The sequence below is a fragment of the Pantoea sp. RG18 genome, assembly GCF_025910075.1.
Classification (GTDB): domain Bacteria; phylum Pseudomonadota; class Gammaproteobacteria; order Enterobacterales; family Enterobacteriaceae; genus Pantoea; species Pantoea agglomerans.
Window position 1 is genome coordinate 1,194,575 of record NZ_JAPCIL010000002.1, and the last position, 18,346, is coordinate 1,212,920.

At 55.1% G+C, this 18,346-nt stretch carries 15 protein-coding genes and 1 other RNA gene; 5 read left to right on the forward strand and 11 right to left on the reverse strand.

Going from position 1 to position 18,346, the window contains the following annotated elements; genetic code table 11:
- Positions 1–26: 26 nt before the first annotated feature.
- Together sufB and sufA are read right to left on the reverse strand one after the other, a co-directional pair.
- Complete coding sequence (gene sufB, locus OK409_RS06050) at positions 27–1,520, reverse strand: Fe-S cluster assembly protein SufB (protein ID WP_010245634.1); 1,494 nt, start codon at positions 1,518–1,520, stop codon at positions 27–29.
- 7 nt (positions 1,521–1,527) lie between these two features.
- The gene (gene sufA / locus OK409_RS06055; RefSeq protein WP_010245637.1) at positions 1,528–1,902 is read right to left on the reverse strand and encodes a Fe-S cluster assembly scaffold SufA; all 375 of its coding nucleotides are present in this window, start codon (positions 1,900–1,902) and stop codon (positions 1,528–1,530) included.
- A 388-nt stretch (positions 1,903–2,290) separates the two neighbouring features.
- On the opposite strand from sufA, the gene OK409_RS06060 reads away from it, so the two are divergent.
- On the forward strand, positions 2,291–2,695 hold the full coding sequence (locus OK409_RS06060) for a hypothetical protein (protein ID WP_010670035.1): 405 nt from the start codon (positions 2,291–2,293) through the stop codon (positions 2,693–2,695).
- A 33-nt stretch (positions 2,696–2,728) separates the two neighbouring features.
- Here OK409_RS06060 and OK409_RS06065 read toward each other — a convergent pair whose 3' ends face one another.
- Complete coding sequence (locus OK409_RS06065) at positions 2,729–5,782, reverse strand: FAD-binding and (Fe-S)-binding domain-containing protein (RefSeq protein WP_264366862.1); 3,054 nt, start codon at positions 5,780–5,782, stop codon at positions 2,729–2,731.
- A gap of 205 nt (positions 5,783–5,987) precedes the next feature.
- Here OK409_RS06065 and ydiK point away from each other — a divergent pair, with 205 nt between their 5' ends.
- Positions 5,988–7,106: an AI-2E family transporter YdiK gene (gene ydiK / locus OK409_RS06070; protein ID WP_033771631.1), complete on the forward strand. Its 1,119-nt coding sequence runs from the start codon at positions 5,988–5,990 to the stop codon at positions 7,104–7,106.
- Between the two features lie 291 nt (positions 7,107–7,397).
- Positions 7,398–7,505, forward strand: an RNA gene (gene rprA / locus OK409_RS06075) — antisense sRNA RprA.
- Positions 7,506–7,574: 69 nt separating this feature from the next.
- Here the strand turns inward: rprA and ppsA are convergent.
- Complete coding sequence (gene ppsA / locus OK409_RS06080; RefSeq protein WP_264366863.1) at positions 7,575–9,959, reverse strand: phosphoenolpyruvate synthase; 2,385 nt, start codon at positions 9,957–9,959, stop codon at positions 7,575–7,577.
- Positions 9,960–10,396: 437 nt separating this feature from the next.
- On the opposite strand from ppsA, the gene OK409_RS06085 reads away from it, so the two are divergent.
- Together OK409_RS06085 and OK409_RS06090 are read left to right on the forward strand one after the other, a co-directional pair.
- Positions 10,397–11,224 (forward strand): pyruvate, water dikinase regulatory protein, encoded by an 828-nt coding sequence (locus OK409_RS06085; protein ID WP_010245652.1) that lies wholly within the window; start codon positions 10,397–10,399, stop codon positions 11,222–11,224.
- 151 nt (positions 11,225–11,375) lie between these two features.
- A complete protein-coding gene (locus tag OK409_RS06090; RefSeq protein WP_010670032.1) occupies positions 11,376–12,422 on the forward strand; it encodes a 3-deoxy-7-phosphoheptulonate synthase in 1,047 nt (348 codons plus the stop codon).
- 7 nt (positions 12,423–12,429) lie between these two features.
- Here OK409_RS06090 and OK409_RS06095 read toward each other — a convergent pair whose 3' ends face one another.
- The 7 genes from OK409_RS06095 to ihfA form a co-directional block, all read right to left on the reverse strand.
- The gene (locus OK409_RS06095) at positions 12,430–13,881 is read right to left on the reverse strand and encodes a protein adenylyltransferase SelO (RefSeq protein ID WP_264366864.1); all 1,452 of its coding nucleotides are present in this window, start codon (positions 13,879–13,881) and stop codon (positions 12,430–12,432) included.
- Between the two features lie 80 nt (positions 13,882–13,961).
- Positions 13,962–14,708: an EAL domain-containing protein gene (locus OK409_RS06100; RefSeq protein WP_033771627.1), complete on the reverse strand. Its 747-nt coding sequence runs from the start codon at positions 14,706–14,708 to the stop codon at positions 13,962–13,964.
- A 295-nt stretch (positions 14,709–15,003) separates the two neighbouring features.
- The gene (locus OK409_RS06105; protein WP_010245666.1) at positions 15,004–15,462 is read right to left on the reverse strand and encodes a C40 family peptidase; all 459 of its coding nucleotides are present in this window, start codon (positions 15,460–15,462) and stop codon (positions 15,004–15,006) included.
- Between the two features lie 68 nt (positions 15,463–15,530).
- A complete protein-coding gene (gene btuD, locus OK409_RS06110) occupies positions 15,531–16,280 on the reverse strand; it encodes a vitamin B12 ABC transporter ATP-binding protein BtuD (RefSeq protein ID WP_264366865.1) in 750 nt (249 codons plus the stop codon).
- On the reverse strand, positions 16,281–16,826 hold the full coding sequence (locus tag OK409_RS06115) for a glutathione peroxidase (RefSeq protein WP_010670029.1): 546 nt from the start codon (positions 16,824–16,826) through the stop codon (positions 16,281–16,283).
- A gap of 50 nt (positions 16,827–16,876) precedes the next feature.
- Positions 16,877–17,860, reverse strand: a complete 984-nt coding sequence (btuC, locus tag OK409_RS06120; protein WP_010670028.1) for a vitamin B12 ABC transporter permease BtuC — start codon at positions 17,858–17,860, stop codon at positions 16,877–16,879.
- Positions 17,861–18,039: 179 nt separating this feature from the next.
- Entirely contained in the window at positions 18,040–18,342 is a 303-nt protein-coding gene (gene ihfA, locus OK409_RS06125) for an integration host factor subunit alpha (RefSeq protein WP_003853259.1), read from the reverse strand.
- Between the last annotated feature and the right edge of the window lie 4 nt (positions 18,343–18,346).

Genomic DNA, 18,346 nt, shown 5'->3' on the forward strand with positions numbered 1-18,346 from the left:
TGCTTCCGGCAACGCGTGTGACGGCATCAGCCCACACTGTGCTCAAGGCTGATGGCTAACAATTTCTGGGCTTCCACAGCAAATTCCAGTGGCAACTCCGAGAATACGTCTTTACAGAAGCCGTTCACGATCATCGAGATGGCGTCTTCTTCACTGATACCGCGTTGCAGACAGTAGAACATCTGATCTTCGCCGATACGTGATGTCGTGGCTTCATGCTCAAGCTGAGCGGTATTGTTGCGGGTCTCCACATACGGGAAAGTATGTGCGCCGCAATCAGGACCGATCAGCATCGAGTCACACTGCGTAAAGTTACGGGCATTGGTCGCGGTTGGCATGATTTTCACCAGTCCGCGATAGGTGTTCTGACTTTTACCGGCCGAAATCCCTTTGGAGATGATGGTCGACTTGGTGTTTTTACCAATGTGGATCATCTTGGTGCCGGTATCGGCCTGCTGACGACCACTGGTCAGTGCCACTGAGTAGAATTCACCCACCGAATAGTCCCCGCGCAGAATGCAGCTTGGGTATTTCCAGGTGATAGCAGAGCCGGTTTCAGACTGTGTCCAGGACATCTTGCTGTGGTCGCCTTCACACAGCGCGCGCTTGGTCACGAAGTTCAGGATACCCCCCTCACCTTCGCCGCCCGGGAACCAGTTCTGAACCGTCGAATATTTCACTTCGGCATTTTTGTGGATGATGACTTCCACCACGGCCGCGTGCAGCTGATAGGTGTCACGCACTGGCGCTGAACAGCCTTCGATGTAGCTGACGTAGCTGTCTTCATCAGCAATCAGGATGGTGCGTTCGAACTGACCGGTTTTCGCTGCGTTGATGCGGAAATAGGTAGACAACTCCATCGGGCAACGCACCCCTTTCGGGATATAAACGAAGGTACCGTCAGAGGCGACCGCCGAGTTCAGCGCCGCAAAGAAGTTATCGTTCGCCGGAACAACCGTGCCGAGATACTGCTTCACCAGCTCCGGGTGCTCCTGAATCGCTTCGCCAAAGGAACAGAAGATAATCCCCTGCTCCGCCAGCTTGCCGCGATAGGTGGTCGCCACCGAAACGGAGTCAAAAATGGCGTCAACCGCCACTTCACGGCCTTCACGCACCGGGACACCCAGCTGATTAAAGGCGTTTTCCACTTCCTGTGTCAGATAATCGCTGGCTGGCGCGCTGCCTGAAGCCTGCAGTGCACCGGGTTCTGATGCGCAGCTGTCATCACAGTTGCCGCAGGAAGGCGCGGAGTAGTAGCTGTAATCCTGATAGTCGAGTTTTTCGTAGTGCGCTTTCAGCCAGTGTGGCTCTTCCATTTCAAGCCAGGCACGAAACGCTTTAAGACGAAACTCCAGCATCCACTCTGGCTCGTTACGCTTGGCCGAGATCGCCCGCACCACATCTTCATTGATGCCGTTGGCAAATTCTTCGGTTTGCAGTTGGGTAAAGAAGCCCTCTTTGTAGTTGAGCTTGCCTTCCCAGATTTGTACATCGTCAGATGTTTCGCTGTGTCGTGACATATTTCACTTACTCGACGCCAAAGCTCTCACCGCACCCGCAGGCGTGCTGAGCTTTAGGGTTATTGAATTTAAAAATCTGATTCAGGCCTTCACGAACGTAGTCCAGTTCGGTGCCATCAACGAATGGCATCGCCTGTAGCGGCACAAACAGCGTTGCGCCATGGAATGAGAACTGCAAATCATCCTCGACTGGCTCTTTCACCAGATCCATGACGTAACCAAAACCGGCGCAGCCGGATTGTTTTACGCCGAGCCGCAGACCCTTGACATCGGGGTCCTGAGCCGCCAGATTGAGAATTTGTTGCGCTGCGGTTTCAGTCAGCGTCAGCCCTTTCCAGACAAAATCGTCGGGTGAGAAAGAGTCTGTATTAACGGATGCCATGTTGATACCTCTTGAGTCCGGACCTTTTCAGGCTATCCCCCTATGGTAATGATCTGACCAATCACTTCAACCTCTTGTTTTGCAGGGATAATCATCTTGTGCGGTTTTATTTGCTTAATTATTAAGCATAGCCTCTTCAGCTCACCTTGTGGTGAGCGCGTCAGCATAAATAAGCCAGTGTTAACCTATTAATAAATCACTCTTTTTTAAATAACCATTTTTGATAAAAATGCTTATTGATAGGTTACGCCTTTCTGCGATGTAAACAGATTGTTATTTCCGATTATACCGACAGGCAGGATAAATCGATAAATTTTTCTGCCCGCCAATTGCAATCACAGCCCAATTGAATATGATAATTATTATCATTCACATTCAGGGTGGCGTTATGACGCTTTCTGTCTCAGCCTGGCTGCAGCACAAAATCGACGAATATCAGTTTGCGGTGCGTGATATCACCGTCGACTTTTATATGGCGCAGGCAAAGCTCGACCGGGCCGACTGCACGATTCATCAGCTACGTCAGTTTAACGATGCCTGTCAGGATATGGCAGAAATCTGCCAGTTGAACGGTGACGACCAGAGTTACCTGCATGCCATGGGTAAACTGCATCACCGACTGGTGCAGGAGATGGGAAACAGCGATCGCGATCGCCTGTTTCGCCTTCAGGCTTATCAACTGGCGCGATTGTCCCTGACCCGCCTCTGCCATCAACTGGCAATGGTCGGGGAGTGGAACCAGGCCACTGCGCTGCAAAGTGACTTCATGCGTCACGCAGGCTGGATATTCTAATCCAGCCAGGGCGTGACGTCGCGCACAATTTTTTTACATTAGCTCTAACAATGCCTGAAGCGGATGACGCATTCCGTTGCCCTCTACACGCTTGACCTGACTGCGGCACGAATAGCCAGTGGCCAGGCAGCGCTGGCGTGGCAGGCGCTGAAGCTGGGGATGCCAGGAGAGCGCGTAGATCCCCAGCGAGTTTTCAAGGTTCTTACTTTCGTGACCGTAGGTGCCTGCCATACCGCAGCAGCCAACATTGATGTTCTCCAGCTTCGCGCCAAAACGGGAGAAGATCGCCTGCCACTGATTCGGTGTGGAGGGCAGCGCGGTCACCTCGGTGCAGTGTGCAAACAGATACCAGGATTCTCCGCCCGTGGCCTGCACGTCACGCTCTGCCAGTGCACGCTCTAACCACTCATGTACCAGCAGGACGTTAAAGTCGCCGCGTGATTCGCCCAGCGTCTGACGATACTCATCGCGATAGCAGAGCACCGTGGCCGGATCGACACCGACCATGGGCAACCCCAGTTTTGCCACCCGATTCAGGAAATCGGCGGTGCGGGATGCCGTGCGGGCGAAACGGTGCAGGAAACCTTTCACATGTTGCGCTTTGCCATTTGGCGAGAATGGCAGGAGCACGGGCCGGTAGCCCAGTTTCTCAATCAGCCTGACAAAATCGTTAACCAGCTGCGCCTCATAGAAGCTGGTAAAGGGATCCTGCACCACCAGCACACAGTTTGCGCGTTCAGCGGCTGACAGCCCTTCCAGCTGCTCCAGCGTCATGTTCATGGCGGGATGACCACTGAGTTGCTGTTTCAGATTAGGGGCCGAAAGCAGCGGCAGATCGACCATACCAATATGGGTTTTACTTATCTCTTTCAGCCACGGCTGGCGCAGGAAGAAGTTAAATACTTTCGGTGCTTTCGCCATCAGCGGCGCATAGCCCTCCACTGCAGCCACCAGGTGATCGCTGACCGGACGCAGATAACGGGTATGGTAGAGCTGTAAGAAGCGCGAGCGGAAAGCGGGCACGTCAATTTTAATCGGACACTGGGTAGAGCAGGCTTTGCAGGCCAGACAGCCCGACATCGCCTCTTTCACCTCGTGCGAGAAGTCATACTCCCCTTTGCTGGCGTGCCAGCTATTGCGGGTACGGGCAATCAGAGTGCGAAGCGACAGCCGATTTTCGGGCAGCTGCTTTTCCAGGGTGAGCGGATCGACGCCCTGCCCGGCCAGCAGCCGCAGCCACTCCCGCGTCAGCGTTGCCCGCCCTTTGGGCGAGTGAATGCGGTTGCGGGTGATCTTCATGGAGGGACACATCGGGCTGCGGGCATCAAAGTTAAAACACAACCCGTTGCCGTTACACTCCATCGCGCCACGCCATTCATCCCGGACCGTTAACGGGATCTGACGATCATAGGTTCCGCGCTTCACCGCATCGACCTGCATCATTTCATCATTACTGTTGTATGGCGTACAGATCTTGCCCGGGTTCAGGCGATTGAGCGGATCAAAGGCCGCTTTGATGCGGCGCAATTCGTTAAACAGCGTCTCACCGAAGAATGCCGGACTGTACTGGGCTCGAAACCCTTTGCCATGTTCACCCCACAGCAGGCCGCCGTAGCGCGCTGTCAGCGCTACGACTTCGTCGGAGATCTGCTTCATCATCATCTCCTGCTGCGAATCACACATATCCAGCGCCGGACGCACATGCAGTACGCCTGCATCGACATGGCCAAACATGCCGTAGCTCAGCCCGTGGCTGTCGAGCAGCGCGCGAAACTCGACGATGTAGTCCGCCAGTTTTTCCGGTGGGACCGCGGTATCTTCCACAAAGGGAATGGGTTTAGCCCGGCCTTTGGCATTTCCCAACAGACCCACCGCTTTTTTACGCATGTTGTAGATGCGTTCAATGCCATCCAGGTCGTTACAGAACTGATAGCCAATCACGCCGCCCTGCTGCTGCGCCATCAGTGCGTCAAGGCGGCCACAAAGCTGTTCAATCTGCTGATCGATCAGCGCGGCGTTGTCGCCGGCAAACTCAACAATATTCAGGCCCAGCATCTCTTTGTCGGGTACATCGGCGATCAATTCGCGCACTGAGTGCCAGACAATGTCTTCGCGCGCCAGGTTCAGCACCTTAGAGTCAACGGTCTCTACCGAGAGCGCCTGCGCTTCCACCATAAAAGGCGCATTGCGCAGGGCGGAGTCAAAGGAGTCATATTTGATATTCACCAGTCGGCGCACTTTAGGCAGCGGCGTGATATCAAGCCGCGCTTCCGTGACAAAGGCCAGCGTGCCCTCTGCGCCGCACAGCAGGCGCGTCAGGTCAAAGGTTTGCATATCGTCGCTGAAGACATGGCGCAGGTCATATCCGGTCAGGAACCGATTCAGCTTTGGAAACTTTTCCAGAATCAGCGCACGATGCTCGCGGCAGCGCGTCAGCACCTGCTGATAGAGCCGGCCTTCGGGCGTCGCCGTCTGCGCCAGGGTTTCAGCCAGCGCGGTAGCCATTGGACGCGTATCAAGGATATCGCCGCCCAGCAGCACGGCGCGCAGGCCCAGCACATGGTCCGAGGTTTTGCCATAGACCAGTGAGCCCTGGCCGGAAGCATCGGTATTAATCATGCCGCCCAGCGTGGCACGGTTACTGGTGGATAACTCCGGCGAGAAGAAAAAGCCGAATGGCTTCAGCCAGGCGTTAAGCTGATCTTTGATCACCCCCGCTTCAACCCGCACCCAGCCCTCATCGGTATTGATCTCCAGGATACGGTTCATGTAGCGCGACATATCCACCACAATCCCCTGATTCAGCGACTGACCGTTGGTGCCGGTACCGCCGCCGCGCGGGGTAAATACCAGACTGGCAAAGCGCGCTTCTCCGGCCACGCGGGCGAGCAGCGCAACATCCGCAGTCGAGCGCGGAAAGAGCGCCGCGTCGGGCAGCAATTGATAGATGCTGTTATCGGTGGAGAGTGAGAGACGGTCGGCATAGCTGGTTGCCATGTCACCGGTAAAACCCTGCTCTTTCAACGACTCAAGGAACGTCAGCACCAGTTGAACGAGGCCCGGTGCCTGCGAAATCTGTGGGATCATGATTGTCTGACCGAAGGTGTTGTAAACGTTTGCGTTTATAGATTAGCGATTTCTCGTTTTATCATATTTTTCCTGCGCCTGCCCTTTTTTCAGAAAAGGCAAAAACCTTTCTCCGCAACTCTGTTTAAACCTCAGCAAATAGATCATGATAAAAACGGGCATCCGAATGCCTGAAAATGAAGGATTAAGACGAGGTTATGAGTCAATGATGAAAAGCCAGTACCGGGATATGGATTTACCGCAAATACTCTTCACCCTGATGTTCATTCTGCTGCTGATTGTCGCCTGTTTATGGGTCGTGCAGCCGTTTATTCTGGGCTTTGCCTGGGCCAGCATGGTGGTGATTGCCACCTGGCCATTGATGCTGAAATTTCAGCGACTGTTATGGGGACGCCGTTCCCTGGCGGTGATCGTGATGACACTGCTGCTGCTGCTGCTGTTTATTATCCCTATCGCCCTGCTGGTCAGCAGCCTGATTGATAACAGCGCGCCGGTGATTGCCTGGGTTACTCAGGGGCATATGATGCCGCGACTGTTATGGCTCAACGATGTCCCGATGGTCGGCAAGAAGCTTTATGTCAGTTATGACACGCTGGTGGCGAGCGGCGGTGCCGGCGTCATGGCGAAAATACAGCCCTATATCGGCCGTACCACCGGCTTTTTTGTCGCGCAGGCCGGCCATTTCGGACGCTTTATGATCCATCTGGGCGTGATGTTACTGTTCAGCGTGCTGCTCTACTGGCGTGGCGAACAGGCTGCCCAGGGCATTCGTCACTTTGCTTTCCGCATGGCGGGACGGCGCGGTGATGCCGCCGTACTGCTGGCGGCGCAGTCCATTCGTGCCGTGGCGCTTGGCGTAGTGGTGACGGCGCTGGTGCAGGGCGTGCTGGGCGGTATCGGTCTGGCGATCTCCGGCATTCCTTACGCCACGCTGTTGACGGTACTGATGATCCTCTGCTGTCTGGTACAGCTCGGCCCGCTACTGGTGCTGGTTCCCGCCATTATCTACCTCTACTGGAGCGGAGATACGACATGGGGAACGGTGCTGCTGGTCTGGAGCTGTGTGGTCGGCACGATGGATAACGTGCTGCGCCCGATGCTGATCCGTATGGGTGCCGATCTGCCGATGATCCTGATTCTTTCTGGTGTTATTGGTGGACTGTTTGCGTTCGGGATGATTGGTCTGTTTATCGGGCCAGTGGTTCTGGCGGTCTCTTATCGTCTGGTTTCCGTCTGGGTTCATGAAGCGCCTGCCCCGGATAGTGACCAACTGGCCGTGGCTGATGCCCTGGCGGATCACGAGGATACCCCGCCTGCTGTATGATGGGATGCAATAACCCGCTGCGCCGCTACCCCCATAAGCATTGATTAGTGCGGTTAATGATGATTAACCGCACCCCTTCTCTCAGATCAGATAAATTCTGTTTTCCATTAGCGATTTTTAAGAAAAAAGCCACCTTTGGCCTGAAAGTGACCTTTTCGGGCCAAAAAAGATTACTTTCTGCACTGTTTCTTAAGCCAAATGGCGAAGTAAAGGTCACAAAAGATTATTGGCTTTAAACTAATAAGAGGATTCTTAAAGACGACAGCCAGCCGTATGAATAACATGTTTCCTATGTTCGAAATCAACCTGATGATTTTCAGACAATCTCATTCCCCTGAGTAGAGTAAAGAATTGCTGTGTGTAGTCTTTGCCCATCCCCTGTGATGGGCTTTTTTTTTGCCTGAATCTGACCAGATATAAACAGAAAAGGCCCGCATAGCGGGCCCTGAAGAGTGCTAACAACCCGTATCAGGCTGTTTTATTTAACTGCGCCAGACTCACCCAGGTCTCCACCACCGTGTCCGGGTTCAGTGACAGACTGTCGATGCCCTCTTCCATCAGCCATGCGGCGAAATCCTGATGGTCTGACGGTCCCTGCCCGCAGATTCCGACATATTTCCCCTTCTGCTTCGCGGCCCTTATGGCCATTGAAAGCAGCATCTTCACGGCCTCGTTACGCTCGTCAAACAGCGCGGAGACGACGCCAGAGTCGCGGTCCAGCCCCAGCGTCAGCTGAGTCATGTCGTTTGAGCCAATAGAGAAGCCATCGAAGTGCTCCAGGAACTGATCCGCCAGCAGGGCATTTGACGGGATCTCGCACATCATAATGATCTTCAGCCCGTTCTCGCCGCGCTTCAGTCCCTGACGCCCCAGCTCTTCCACCACAGCCTTCGCCTGCTCAACGGTGCGCACAAACGGAACCATAATCTCGACGTTTGTCAGGCCCATCTCGTTGCGAACACGTTTCACCGCTTCGCACTCCAGTGCAAAGCAGTCCCGGAAGCTGTCAGCGACATAGCGACCCGCACCCCGGAATCCCAGCATCGGGTTTTCCTCTTCCGGCTCGTAGCGTTCTCCACCCACCAGGTTGGCATATTCATTGGTTTTAAAGTCAGAAAGTCGGACAATTACGCGTTTCGGCGCAAAAGCGGCGCCAAGCGTGGCAATTCCTTCAGTCAGGCGAGCGATGTAAAACTCCACCGGATCATCAAATCCTTTCATCATTTTACGGATCTGCTGCTGCAGCTCCGGCGTCTGTTGGTCAAACTCCAGCAGCGCTTTAGGGTGGACGCCGATCATACGGTTAATGATAAATTCCAGCCGCGCCAGACCCACGCCTTCGTTAGGCAGACAGGCGAAATCAAAGGCGCGATCGGGGTTGCCCACGTTCATCATGATCTTCAGCGGCAGTTCAGGCAGTGAATCGACCTGCGAACTGGTGACGTCGAAGTCGAGCAGTTGATCATAAACGTAGCCGGTATCACCTTCGGCACATGAGACCGTGACGTTATGCCCCTCTTTCAGCCGGTCAGTGGCATCGCCACAGCCCACCACTGCCGGAATGCCCAGCTCACGCGCGATGATCGCAGCATGACAGGTCCGTCCGCCGCGGTTAGTTACAATCGCTGACGCCTTTTTCATGATCGGTTCCCAGTCCGGGTCGGTCATGTCGGTCACCAGCACATCGCCTTTTTCTATGCGGTTCATTTCGCTGATATCGTGGATGACCTTCACAACGCCTGCGCCAATACGATGACCGATAGCACGACCTTCCACGACAACGCTGCCCTGCCCCTGCAGCGTATAACGCTCCATTACCTGACCATTTGAACGTACGGTTTCAGGGCGCGCCTGAACAATAAACAGTTTGCCGGTGTGCCCATCTTTGGCCCACTCAATATCCATCGGGCGCTGATAGTGCTGTTCAATCAGCACCGCCTGCTTCGCCAGCGCCTGCACTTCCTCATCGCTCAGGCAGAAACGGTCGCGTTCGGCCTCAGGCACATCTTCGATCCGCACCTGCTCGCCATGCGCCTGGGAAGCGGCATAGACCATGCGAACCTTTTTCGAGCCCATATTGCGGCGCACAATCGACGGACGATCGGCTGCCAGGGTTGGCTTGTGCACATAGAACTCATCCGGGTTAACGGCACCCTGCACCACCATTTCCCCCAGCCCCAGTGCGGCGGTGATAAAGACCACCTGATCAAAGCCGGACTCGGTATCAATGGTGAACATCACACCCGAGGCGGCCAGGTCTGAACGCACCATGCGCTGTATTCCCGCTGAGAGCGCAACACCACGATGGTCATAGCCCTGATGCACACGGTAGGAGATAGCGCGGTCATTAAACAGCGAGGCGAAGACATGCTTTACCGCCACCATGACGGCGTCGATGCCCTGTACATTCAGGAAGGTTTCCTGCTGGCCGGCAAAAGAGGCATCAGGCATATCTTCTGCGGTTGCAGAGGAGCGCACGGCAAACGACGCGGCATCATCATCAGCAGAAAGCTGCTTATAGGCGTCCAGAATGGCGGACTCCAGCTCGGGCAGGAACGGTGTCTCCACGACCCACTGACGAATCTGCTTACCCGCTTTTGCCAGTGCATCAACGTCATCAATATCGGTCTCATCCAGCAGCGCATAAATGCGCTGATTCAGCCCGCTTTGATCGAGGAACAGGTTAAAGGCGTAGGATGTGGTCGCGAAACCGTTGGGCACGGAAACGCCCAGCGACGACAGATTAGTAATCATTTCACCCAGAGAGGCATTTTTGCCCCCCACCCGGTCAACATCATGCATGCCAAGCTGGTTATACCAGAGCACGAGTGGCTGTTCGCCTTTACTGGACATTGAGCTTATCCTTTATCAATTATCAATGAATGGACACAGGGAGTAATCTGTCTTCAGCCTGGCATATCACCCTCTCAATAACGATCTGTTGAATCGTTAAAGCAGAATTTCAGCCACAGTTTCGGAATTGTGAGCGCATTATTTTGCTGTTGCGCAAAGTCGCCTTTTTTCTCTAAATGATTGATGCCACAGGAAATGGCAGATTTTCAGCCACTTAAGCATTCAGTTTTGTTGCGCAACAACTGCGTGGCTATTTGCGGCTTAACGACGGATTAAAAAGAATGCTGGCTCAACGAGCCACCCTTTCATTTTTAGTATCGTGATGAAACGACAGACAAATAATCCGGACAGACATTCCAGAAATTAAAATCAGAGATGATTTATTTAATCGCATGGCCCATGCTGAATGCTCACTCTTGTCTGAGGCTGATTTCGTTATGACAACTGACAGAAGCGTTTTTTATATCTCCGATGGTACGGCCATTACGGCTGAGGTGCTGGGTCATGCGGTGCTGTCGCAGTTTCCGGTCAATATCACCAGCCTGACGCTGCCGTTTGTGGAAAATGTTCAGCGGGCGCTGGCGGTTAAAGCCCAGATTAACGCGCTCTATCAGCAGAGCGGTGTCCGGCCGCTGGTCTTTTTCTCCATCGTGACGCCGGAAGTGCGCGACATCATCGTACAGAGTGACGGCTTTTGTCAGGATATCGTCCAGGCGCTGGTCGCCCCGCTTCAGCAGGAGCTGGGGTTATCGCCCGCGCCGGTGGCACACCGTACCCATGGACTGGATGCCAGTAACCTGGGTAAATATGACGCACGTATCGCGGCCATCGATTATACCCTGGCGCATGATGACGGCATCTCGCTGCGCGGGCTGGAAGATGCGCAGGTGATTCTGTTAGGCGTCTCGCGCTGTGGCAAAACCCCCACCAGCCTCTATCTGGCAATGCAGTTTGGTATTCGCGCCGCCAACTATCCATTCATTGCCGACGATATGGATAACCTTAAACTCCCGCCCGCGCTGCGCGCGCATCAGAATAAACTGTTCGGGCTGACCATCGATCCGGAACGGCTGGCTGCGATACGTCAGGAGCGAGCGGAAAATACCCGTTACGCCTCGATGCGTCAGTGCCGGCTGGAGGTGGGCGAAGTGGAAGCGCTGTTTCGCACTCATCAGATCCGCTATCTCAACAGCACCAACTACTCCGTGGAGGAGATTGCGACCAAAATTCTCGACATTATGGGCCTGACTCGCCGCATGTACTGATGGGTAACCGGCGCTGAACTGTAAAGCGGCGCTGCCGTCGCTTTTGATTTCATTATTAAATTCCGGGTTGAATTCGCAGACTAATGGTTTATTGTGACCACCATCACTTCCCGGTATTTCACCGCTGCGAAGAACCGTTTTCGAGAAACCCATGAACAAAACCGACGAACTGCGTACCGCACGCATTGGTAGTCTGATTACCCCCGCCAGCCTGGCGGCTGAGCATCCTGTCTCTCCGGCAATTGCCGACAATGTCACCGCTGCCCGTAAACGTATTGCCCGTATTCTGACTGGTGAAGATCCCCGCCTGCTGGTGGTGATTGGCCCCTGCTCGCTGCACGACCCGAAAGCGGCACTGGAATATGCTGAGCGTCTGAACGCGTTACGCCGCCGCTATGAAGATCGGCTGGAGATTGTGATGCGCGCCTACTTTGAAAAGCCGCGCACCGTAGTGGGCTGGAAAGGCTTAATCTCCGATCCGGATCTGGATGGGAGCTACGATGTGAACCGCGGCATAGGCATCGCCCGCCAGCTGCTGATTGATATCAACGCGCTGGGCCTGCCTACCGCCACGGAATTCCTGGATATGGTGATCGGCCAGTTTATTGCCGATCTGATTAGCTGGGGCGCGATTGGCGCACGCACCACCGAAAGCCAGATCCACCGCGAAATGGCATCGGCCCTCTCCTGCCCGGTCGGCTTTAAAAACGGCACCGATGGTAACGTACAGATTGCCGTGGATGCGATTCGCGCCGCGCGCGCCAGCCACATGTTCCTTTCGCCCGATAAGCTGGGCCAGATGACTATCTATCAGACCAGCGGCAACCCGCATGGTCATGTGATCCTGCGTGGCGGCAAACAGCCTAACTATCATGCCAGTGATGTCGCCGCCGCAGCCGAAAGTCTGTCGGCGTTTAATCTGCCACAGCAGCTGGTGATCGACTTCAGTCACGGTAACTGCCTGAAGCAGCATCGTCGTCAGATGGATGTCGCGGCAGAGGTGGCAGAACAGATTAAAGCGGGATCGCAGGCCGTTGCTGGTGTGATGATTGAAAGCTTCCTGGAAGAGGGCAATCAGAAAGTCGTCAGCGGCGAACCGCTGGTCTATGGCAAGTCGATTACCGATCCCTGCCTCGGCTGGCAGGAGAGCGAAAAGGTGCTCGCCCTGCTGGCCGAGGCGGTTTCTCACCGCCTCTGAGTCTGCATCAGCTGGAGCAGCTCACTTTCAGGGTTTTGCCCCAGTCTGGCGGCCGCTGACGATATTCAGCGGCTGTCTGATCGCTAAAGGGTTGCTGTAACGCCTGATGCAGACGTGCCAGCGCCCCCTGCTCTCCCCGCTCCGCCTCTTCAATCGCCTGCTGAGCCAGATAGTTGCGCAGAATCACCGCCGGATTGGCCGCCTTCATCACGGCCTGACGTTCTGCATCGCTGACCTGCTCATCCATCAGACGGCTGCGGTAGCGCTGATACCAGCTATCAAACGCCTCACGATCGATAAACTCATCCCGCAGCGGTGAACGGCTGTCAGCCTGTTGCGTCTCACTAAGCAGGCGGAACGTCAGGGTGTAATCGCTATGCTCCTGCGTCATCAGTGCCAGCAGATCGGTCAGAATCTCATTATCGCTGCTCTGCTGCGTCAGCAGACCGAGTTTCGCCCGCATCCGTTCGCCCCAGACCCGCATCAGTTCAGGTTCGTAGGCGCTCAGTGCCGTCCGCAACTGCTCGGTGGTCAGCAGACCCGACAGCGCATGTGCCAGCCGGTTAAGATTCCACATACCGATCATTGGCTGATTTTCAAAGCTGTAGCGCCCCTGATAGTCGCTGTGATTACAGATGAAGTCAGGCTGATAATCATCCAGAAAACCAAAGGGGCCATAGTCGATGGTCAGACCCAGAATCGACATGTTGTCCGTGTTCATCACTCCATGAGCAAAGCCCACGCTCTGCCACAGCGCAATCAGACGCGCAGTGCGTAACACAATGTCGGTAAACCACTGTTGATAGCGGTCTGCTTCAGCGTCCAGATGCGGCCAGTGATGGCGAATGGCGTAGTCGGCCAGTTGCTGCACTTTCTCCTGCTGCTGGCTGTAAAAGAAATGCTCGAAATGACCGAAACGCAGATGACTCGGTGAAATGCGCATCAGCATCGCGCCACGCTCTGTTGTTTCGCGGTAGACCGGCTCATCACCTATCGACAGCGTCAGCGCACGCGTGGTGGGAATGCCCAGATGATGCAGCGCTTCCGAGGCGAGAAACTCACGCACGCTGGAACGGATCACGGCACGACCATCCCCCATGCGGGAATAAGGCGTCAGGCCTGCGCCCTTGAGATGCCAGTCCAGCTTGCTGCCATCCTCCAGACGCTGCTCACCCAGCAGAATGCCGCGCCCGTCGCCAAGCTGGCCCGCCCAGACGCCAAACTGATGGCCGCTGTAGACCTGCGCCAGCGGCTGCATGCCGGGCAGCAGTGCGGCACCGTGCCAGACGGCATGACCCTTATCGGCAAAGAGCGCGCTATCCAGCCCCATTGAGGCTGCAAGCGGTGCGTTATGATACAGCAGGCGTCCGCCTGCCAGTGGCGTGGGGTTCAGCGCGGTGTAACACCCGGTAAGTTCACGGAACCAGGTGTTGTCGAAAGAGGCCTTGCCTGAGGACATTGTTTCTCCCATGCGATGCACAGCGTTACTTAAGGTTAGTCCTCTAGTGTAACGCTGATAGCGGGGATTAACAGGAAGTATCAGCCGGGATGCTGCGCGGATGGCACACGATCGTCGGCGCAGATCAGTGAATGCAGCGCGTCAGATTTTACCACCGGGAAGAGCGAACCCTGAAACTCGGCACCGCTCAGCTGGCTGACTTTATCCAGCAGCACGTCGTCATCAATGCCACAAATAATGAGGCGGTCACAATGGGCGCGGAAATTATCGATAATGCTCTGAATAAATGGCACGAATGAAGCGCGCTTTGCCAGCGAATGAATAAACTCTTTGTCCAGGCAGATGCAGCTGAATAAATTATCGTAGACCGCATTAGAGGGGGTCTTACCCGCGCCGAAATGAGAAATCGCTAAATTAAACTCAGCATGCAGGCTTGCCAGCAGGGGATTATTTTTTCCCAGTTTTAGTTGCGGAAACGTTTCAGTGATATTCAACAGAATGAATGGCAACTGCTTTATTTTGCGCATCACTAATTCACTGGCCAGCAGCGTCCGGGCCATGCCTTCATCAATACGTATAAATGCTGACACGGAATGCGCTTCAAAAAAGCCGCGATTCTGCTCCAGCAATCCAATCTGACTTTGCAGCAGGCGCAGCTGCTGCGACTCATCGAGCTGCGGCAGCAACAGATCCTGCGGCAGGGTGATGGGGGCACTTTCATGCACAAACTGCGTGACCAGCTCGACAGCGGTCAGTCGCCCATTAACATCACAGACAGGATAAAACCAGATTTCCGACTGATAGTCGGCCGAAAGATGAATTTTCATTTTAATGCCAGAATATGCGGCGATGGGGATATCGTATAGTAATGGTCAGGCGCAGGCAATAGTGCCAAATCATTGAAGAGATGAACTTCTTTACTCTTCCATTGCCGTTTGGCAGCAGGTGATCACCCTTAAGCCAAATAGTAGCGATAAAACAGCGGTTATTAGTGGAATTAAATAAGCGTTTATTATGTTTATTAAAACCCACGCTCAATAACTGTCATTTAAAATAAACCTTTTACTCTCTGTTTTAACTCTATTTAAAATTGGACTTAAGTCTGATTCCCCGGACCTGCGTTTAAATACGACGCGCCTGCCAGAACACTTTTCGCCAGTAGACATTGTCGAGCGAGGAGCGGATGACGCCCTGGCTGGTTGAGGCATGAATAAAGGCGTTATCGGTGTCATAAATGCCAACATGCAGGCCATTCTCCCCGCGACCGGTTTTGAAGAAGACCAGATCGCCTGGCAGCAGCTCGTCTTTGCTGATTCGGGTGCCGATATCGCTTTGAGCTGAGGTGGTGCGCGGCAGTTGCAGCGCAAATTTATCGCGGAAAGTCAGATAGACAAAGCCGGAGCAGTCAACCCCGTTACGACTCATGCCGCCATAGCGATAAGGCGTACCACGCCAGTTACCGAGCTGATCGTTCAGTTCCGCAATCACGGTGATCGAATCGGAAAGACGGCCATTAATCGGCGGAGCGTGATGACTGCATCCCGTCAGCAGCAGAACTAAAATCAGCAAACCCAGGCGCATCGCCAAATGTCCTTATCAGAAGTTGCAACCGGCTTAATGTAGCGGTAAAGCCCGCCGGGTAGCAAGTGTCAGGGCAATACGGTCAGCAGCGTGCGTCCTTCAAGTTCAAGCTGCCGGAAAGCAATCTGGTAGATCGGTGTCAGGCGCTGCGGCGTCAGAACCTCAGCCGGTTCACCCTGCGCAATCAACGCTCCCTGATCCATCAGCCAGACCCGATCCGCCTGTTGCAGGCTGTGGTTGAGGTCGTGACTGCTGGCGATAACGCTGATGCCCGCCGCGCACAGGTCGGCAATCAGATCGTCCACCGCTTTTTGCTGGGCGATATCCAGCGCGGTCATGGGTTCATCAAGGATCAGCAGCCGCCCGTGTGGATTGATGTTGGGATCAACCTGCATACAGACCGCCGCCAGCCTGACGCGCTGCCATTCACCACCGGAGAGCCGGGTCAGTGAACGCGATAACTTATCCTGCAGCTGAAGCTGTTTCAGCAGCGTGCTGAGGCGATCGTCTGTCTGCCCCCCCGCCTGTTTCAGATGCAGACGCAAATAGTGCCAGACCGGCATCTGACTCAGCGGTGCCTGCTGCTGAGGCAGCCAGCCGCGAACCCGGGCCATCGCTGCGCCGTTCCAGTCACTCAGCGGCTGTTCGTCCAGCAGCACCGTGCCGGAGGCGGGTTGCAGTCCCGCAATCACACTGAGTAAGGTGCTTTTGCCTGCACCGTTCGGGCCTGCCACGTGCAGCAGCTGACCGGCGGCAAGCTCACCGGTCAGTGGCAGCAGCCGTCCGGGGACGGCGGCCTGTTGCAGGCGCAACAGCATCTATTTTGCCAGCGCCTGCTTAATGGTTTCCAGAATGATCGGATCTTCCGGCGTCATGTCAGGTGCAAAACGCTGGATCACGCTGCCGTCACGGCCAATAAGGAATTTTTCGAAGTTCCACAGGATGTCGCCCTGCTCTTTCGGCGCGCGTCCTTTGCTCTCCATACGCTCGTAAAAGCCGCTGCCTTCCGGACGCACCGCGTCAGGTCGGGCCGCGATCAGCTGAGCATAGAGCGGATGACGGCCTGCGCCATTCACCTCGGTTTTAGCAAACATCGGGAACGTGACGCCATACGTGGTGCTGCAGAAGGTTTTAATCTCCTCACTGCTGCCCGGCTCCTGCTCCAGAAACTGGTTGCAGGGAAAACCGAGTACGCTGAAGCCCTGATCCTGCCAGGCTTTCTGCAGATTCTCCAGCTCTTCATATTGCGGCGTCAGACCACATTTCGAGGCAACATTGACCACCAGCAGTACCTTGCCCTGCCATTGTGACAGCGTGGTTTTTTCCCCATCGAGCGTAACCAGTTCAGTTTGATAAATGTTCATGCTGTTTCCTGTTGTGGATGCTGTTGTGGATGCAGAGTCGCCAGCCGAAGCTAGCGTGAAGATTTCACCAGTAAAATAATAAACAGCGGCGCGCCCAGTGTCGCCGTCACGACGCCTATCGGTAATTCCGCCGACGTCAGCGCCAGGCGTGCCACAATATCGGCTGCCAGTAATACACCGGCGCCAGCCAGCGCCGATGCCGGCAGCAGATAACGGTGATCGCTGATGCCGCTCATACGCAGCAGATGCGGGATCACCAGTCCGACAAAGCCAATAGCACCGGCCATCGCGACGCTGATGCCGACCAGCCAGCCCATGGCGAGCACCAGCAGGTTACGCCAGTAGAAGAGAGACAGTCCGAGCTGGCGGGCAGATGTCTCGCCCAGCGCCAGCAGATTAAGAATCTGCCCGGTCGCCCCCAGGGCCAGCATCACCGGCAGCAGCGCCAGCATCATCCAGCCATAGCGCCAGTCAATCCCGCTGAATCCCCCCATCATCCAGTACATCAACTGACGCAGATCGAGGCTGGTGCTGAAGTAGACCGCCCAGGTCATGATGGCACTACAGATAATCCCCAGCGCCACGCCGGTAAGCAATAGCCGGGTGACCGAGAGCTGACGATGGGCAAAATGCAGCAGGATGAGCGTAATTATCAGTGCACCGGCCATCGCCGCCAGCCCAAGGCTCCACAGCGAACCGCTGCCCAGCAGCACGCCGAGCACCAGGCCAATACCGGCACCGTTCGAGACGCCGAGCAGGCCGGGTTCCGCCAGCGGATTTGTAAACAGCGCCTGCATCACCACACCGCATACCGCCAGCGATGCCCCGACCAGCACCACCGCCAGACTGCGGGGCAGCCGCAACTGCCAGACAAAGAGCCTGCCGCTTTCCGTGAACCAGTCTGAGGGCGCGATCCAGCTGTCACCGGCACACAGGCTGAGACAGAGCAGTGCAGAGAGCATAAGTGCTAACACAATAAGCCATTTCTGGCCGCGCTGGTCGGCCTGGCGCGCGAGCTGGTCGAGCAGAGACATAAGCGGGATTAGCTGAGAAAACAGAGATTTGATTGTAGAGGGATTGCAGAAAAAAGAAAGGCAGATGAGGCGGTTTGCTCTTTGCCGTCAGGGAGAATAACGGGCGCGGGAAGCGGGATTACTGCGTACTGAAACCATGAAAAAAGGCCGCTTGCGCGGCCTTTTTGAAACGCTGAAATTCAGTCAGTCTCTTTGGGTGTAGCGTTCTCTACGCGGCTTTTCAGCTTCTGTCCTGGGCGGAACGTTACTACGCGACGCGCAGTAATCGGAATATCTTCACCCGTTTTCGGGTTTCTGCCAGGACGCTGGTTTTTGTCACGCAGGTCAAAATTACCAAACCCAGACAGTTTTACCTGTTCTCCATTCTCCAAAGCGCGACGTACCTCTTCGAAAAACAGCTCTACTAACTCTTTGGCATCGCGTTTGCTCAGCCCGAGTTTCTCAAACAGGTACTCTGACATCTCAGCTTTTGTAAGCGCCATAGGT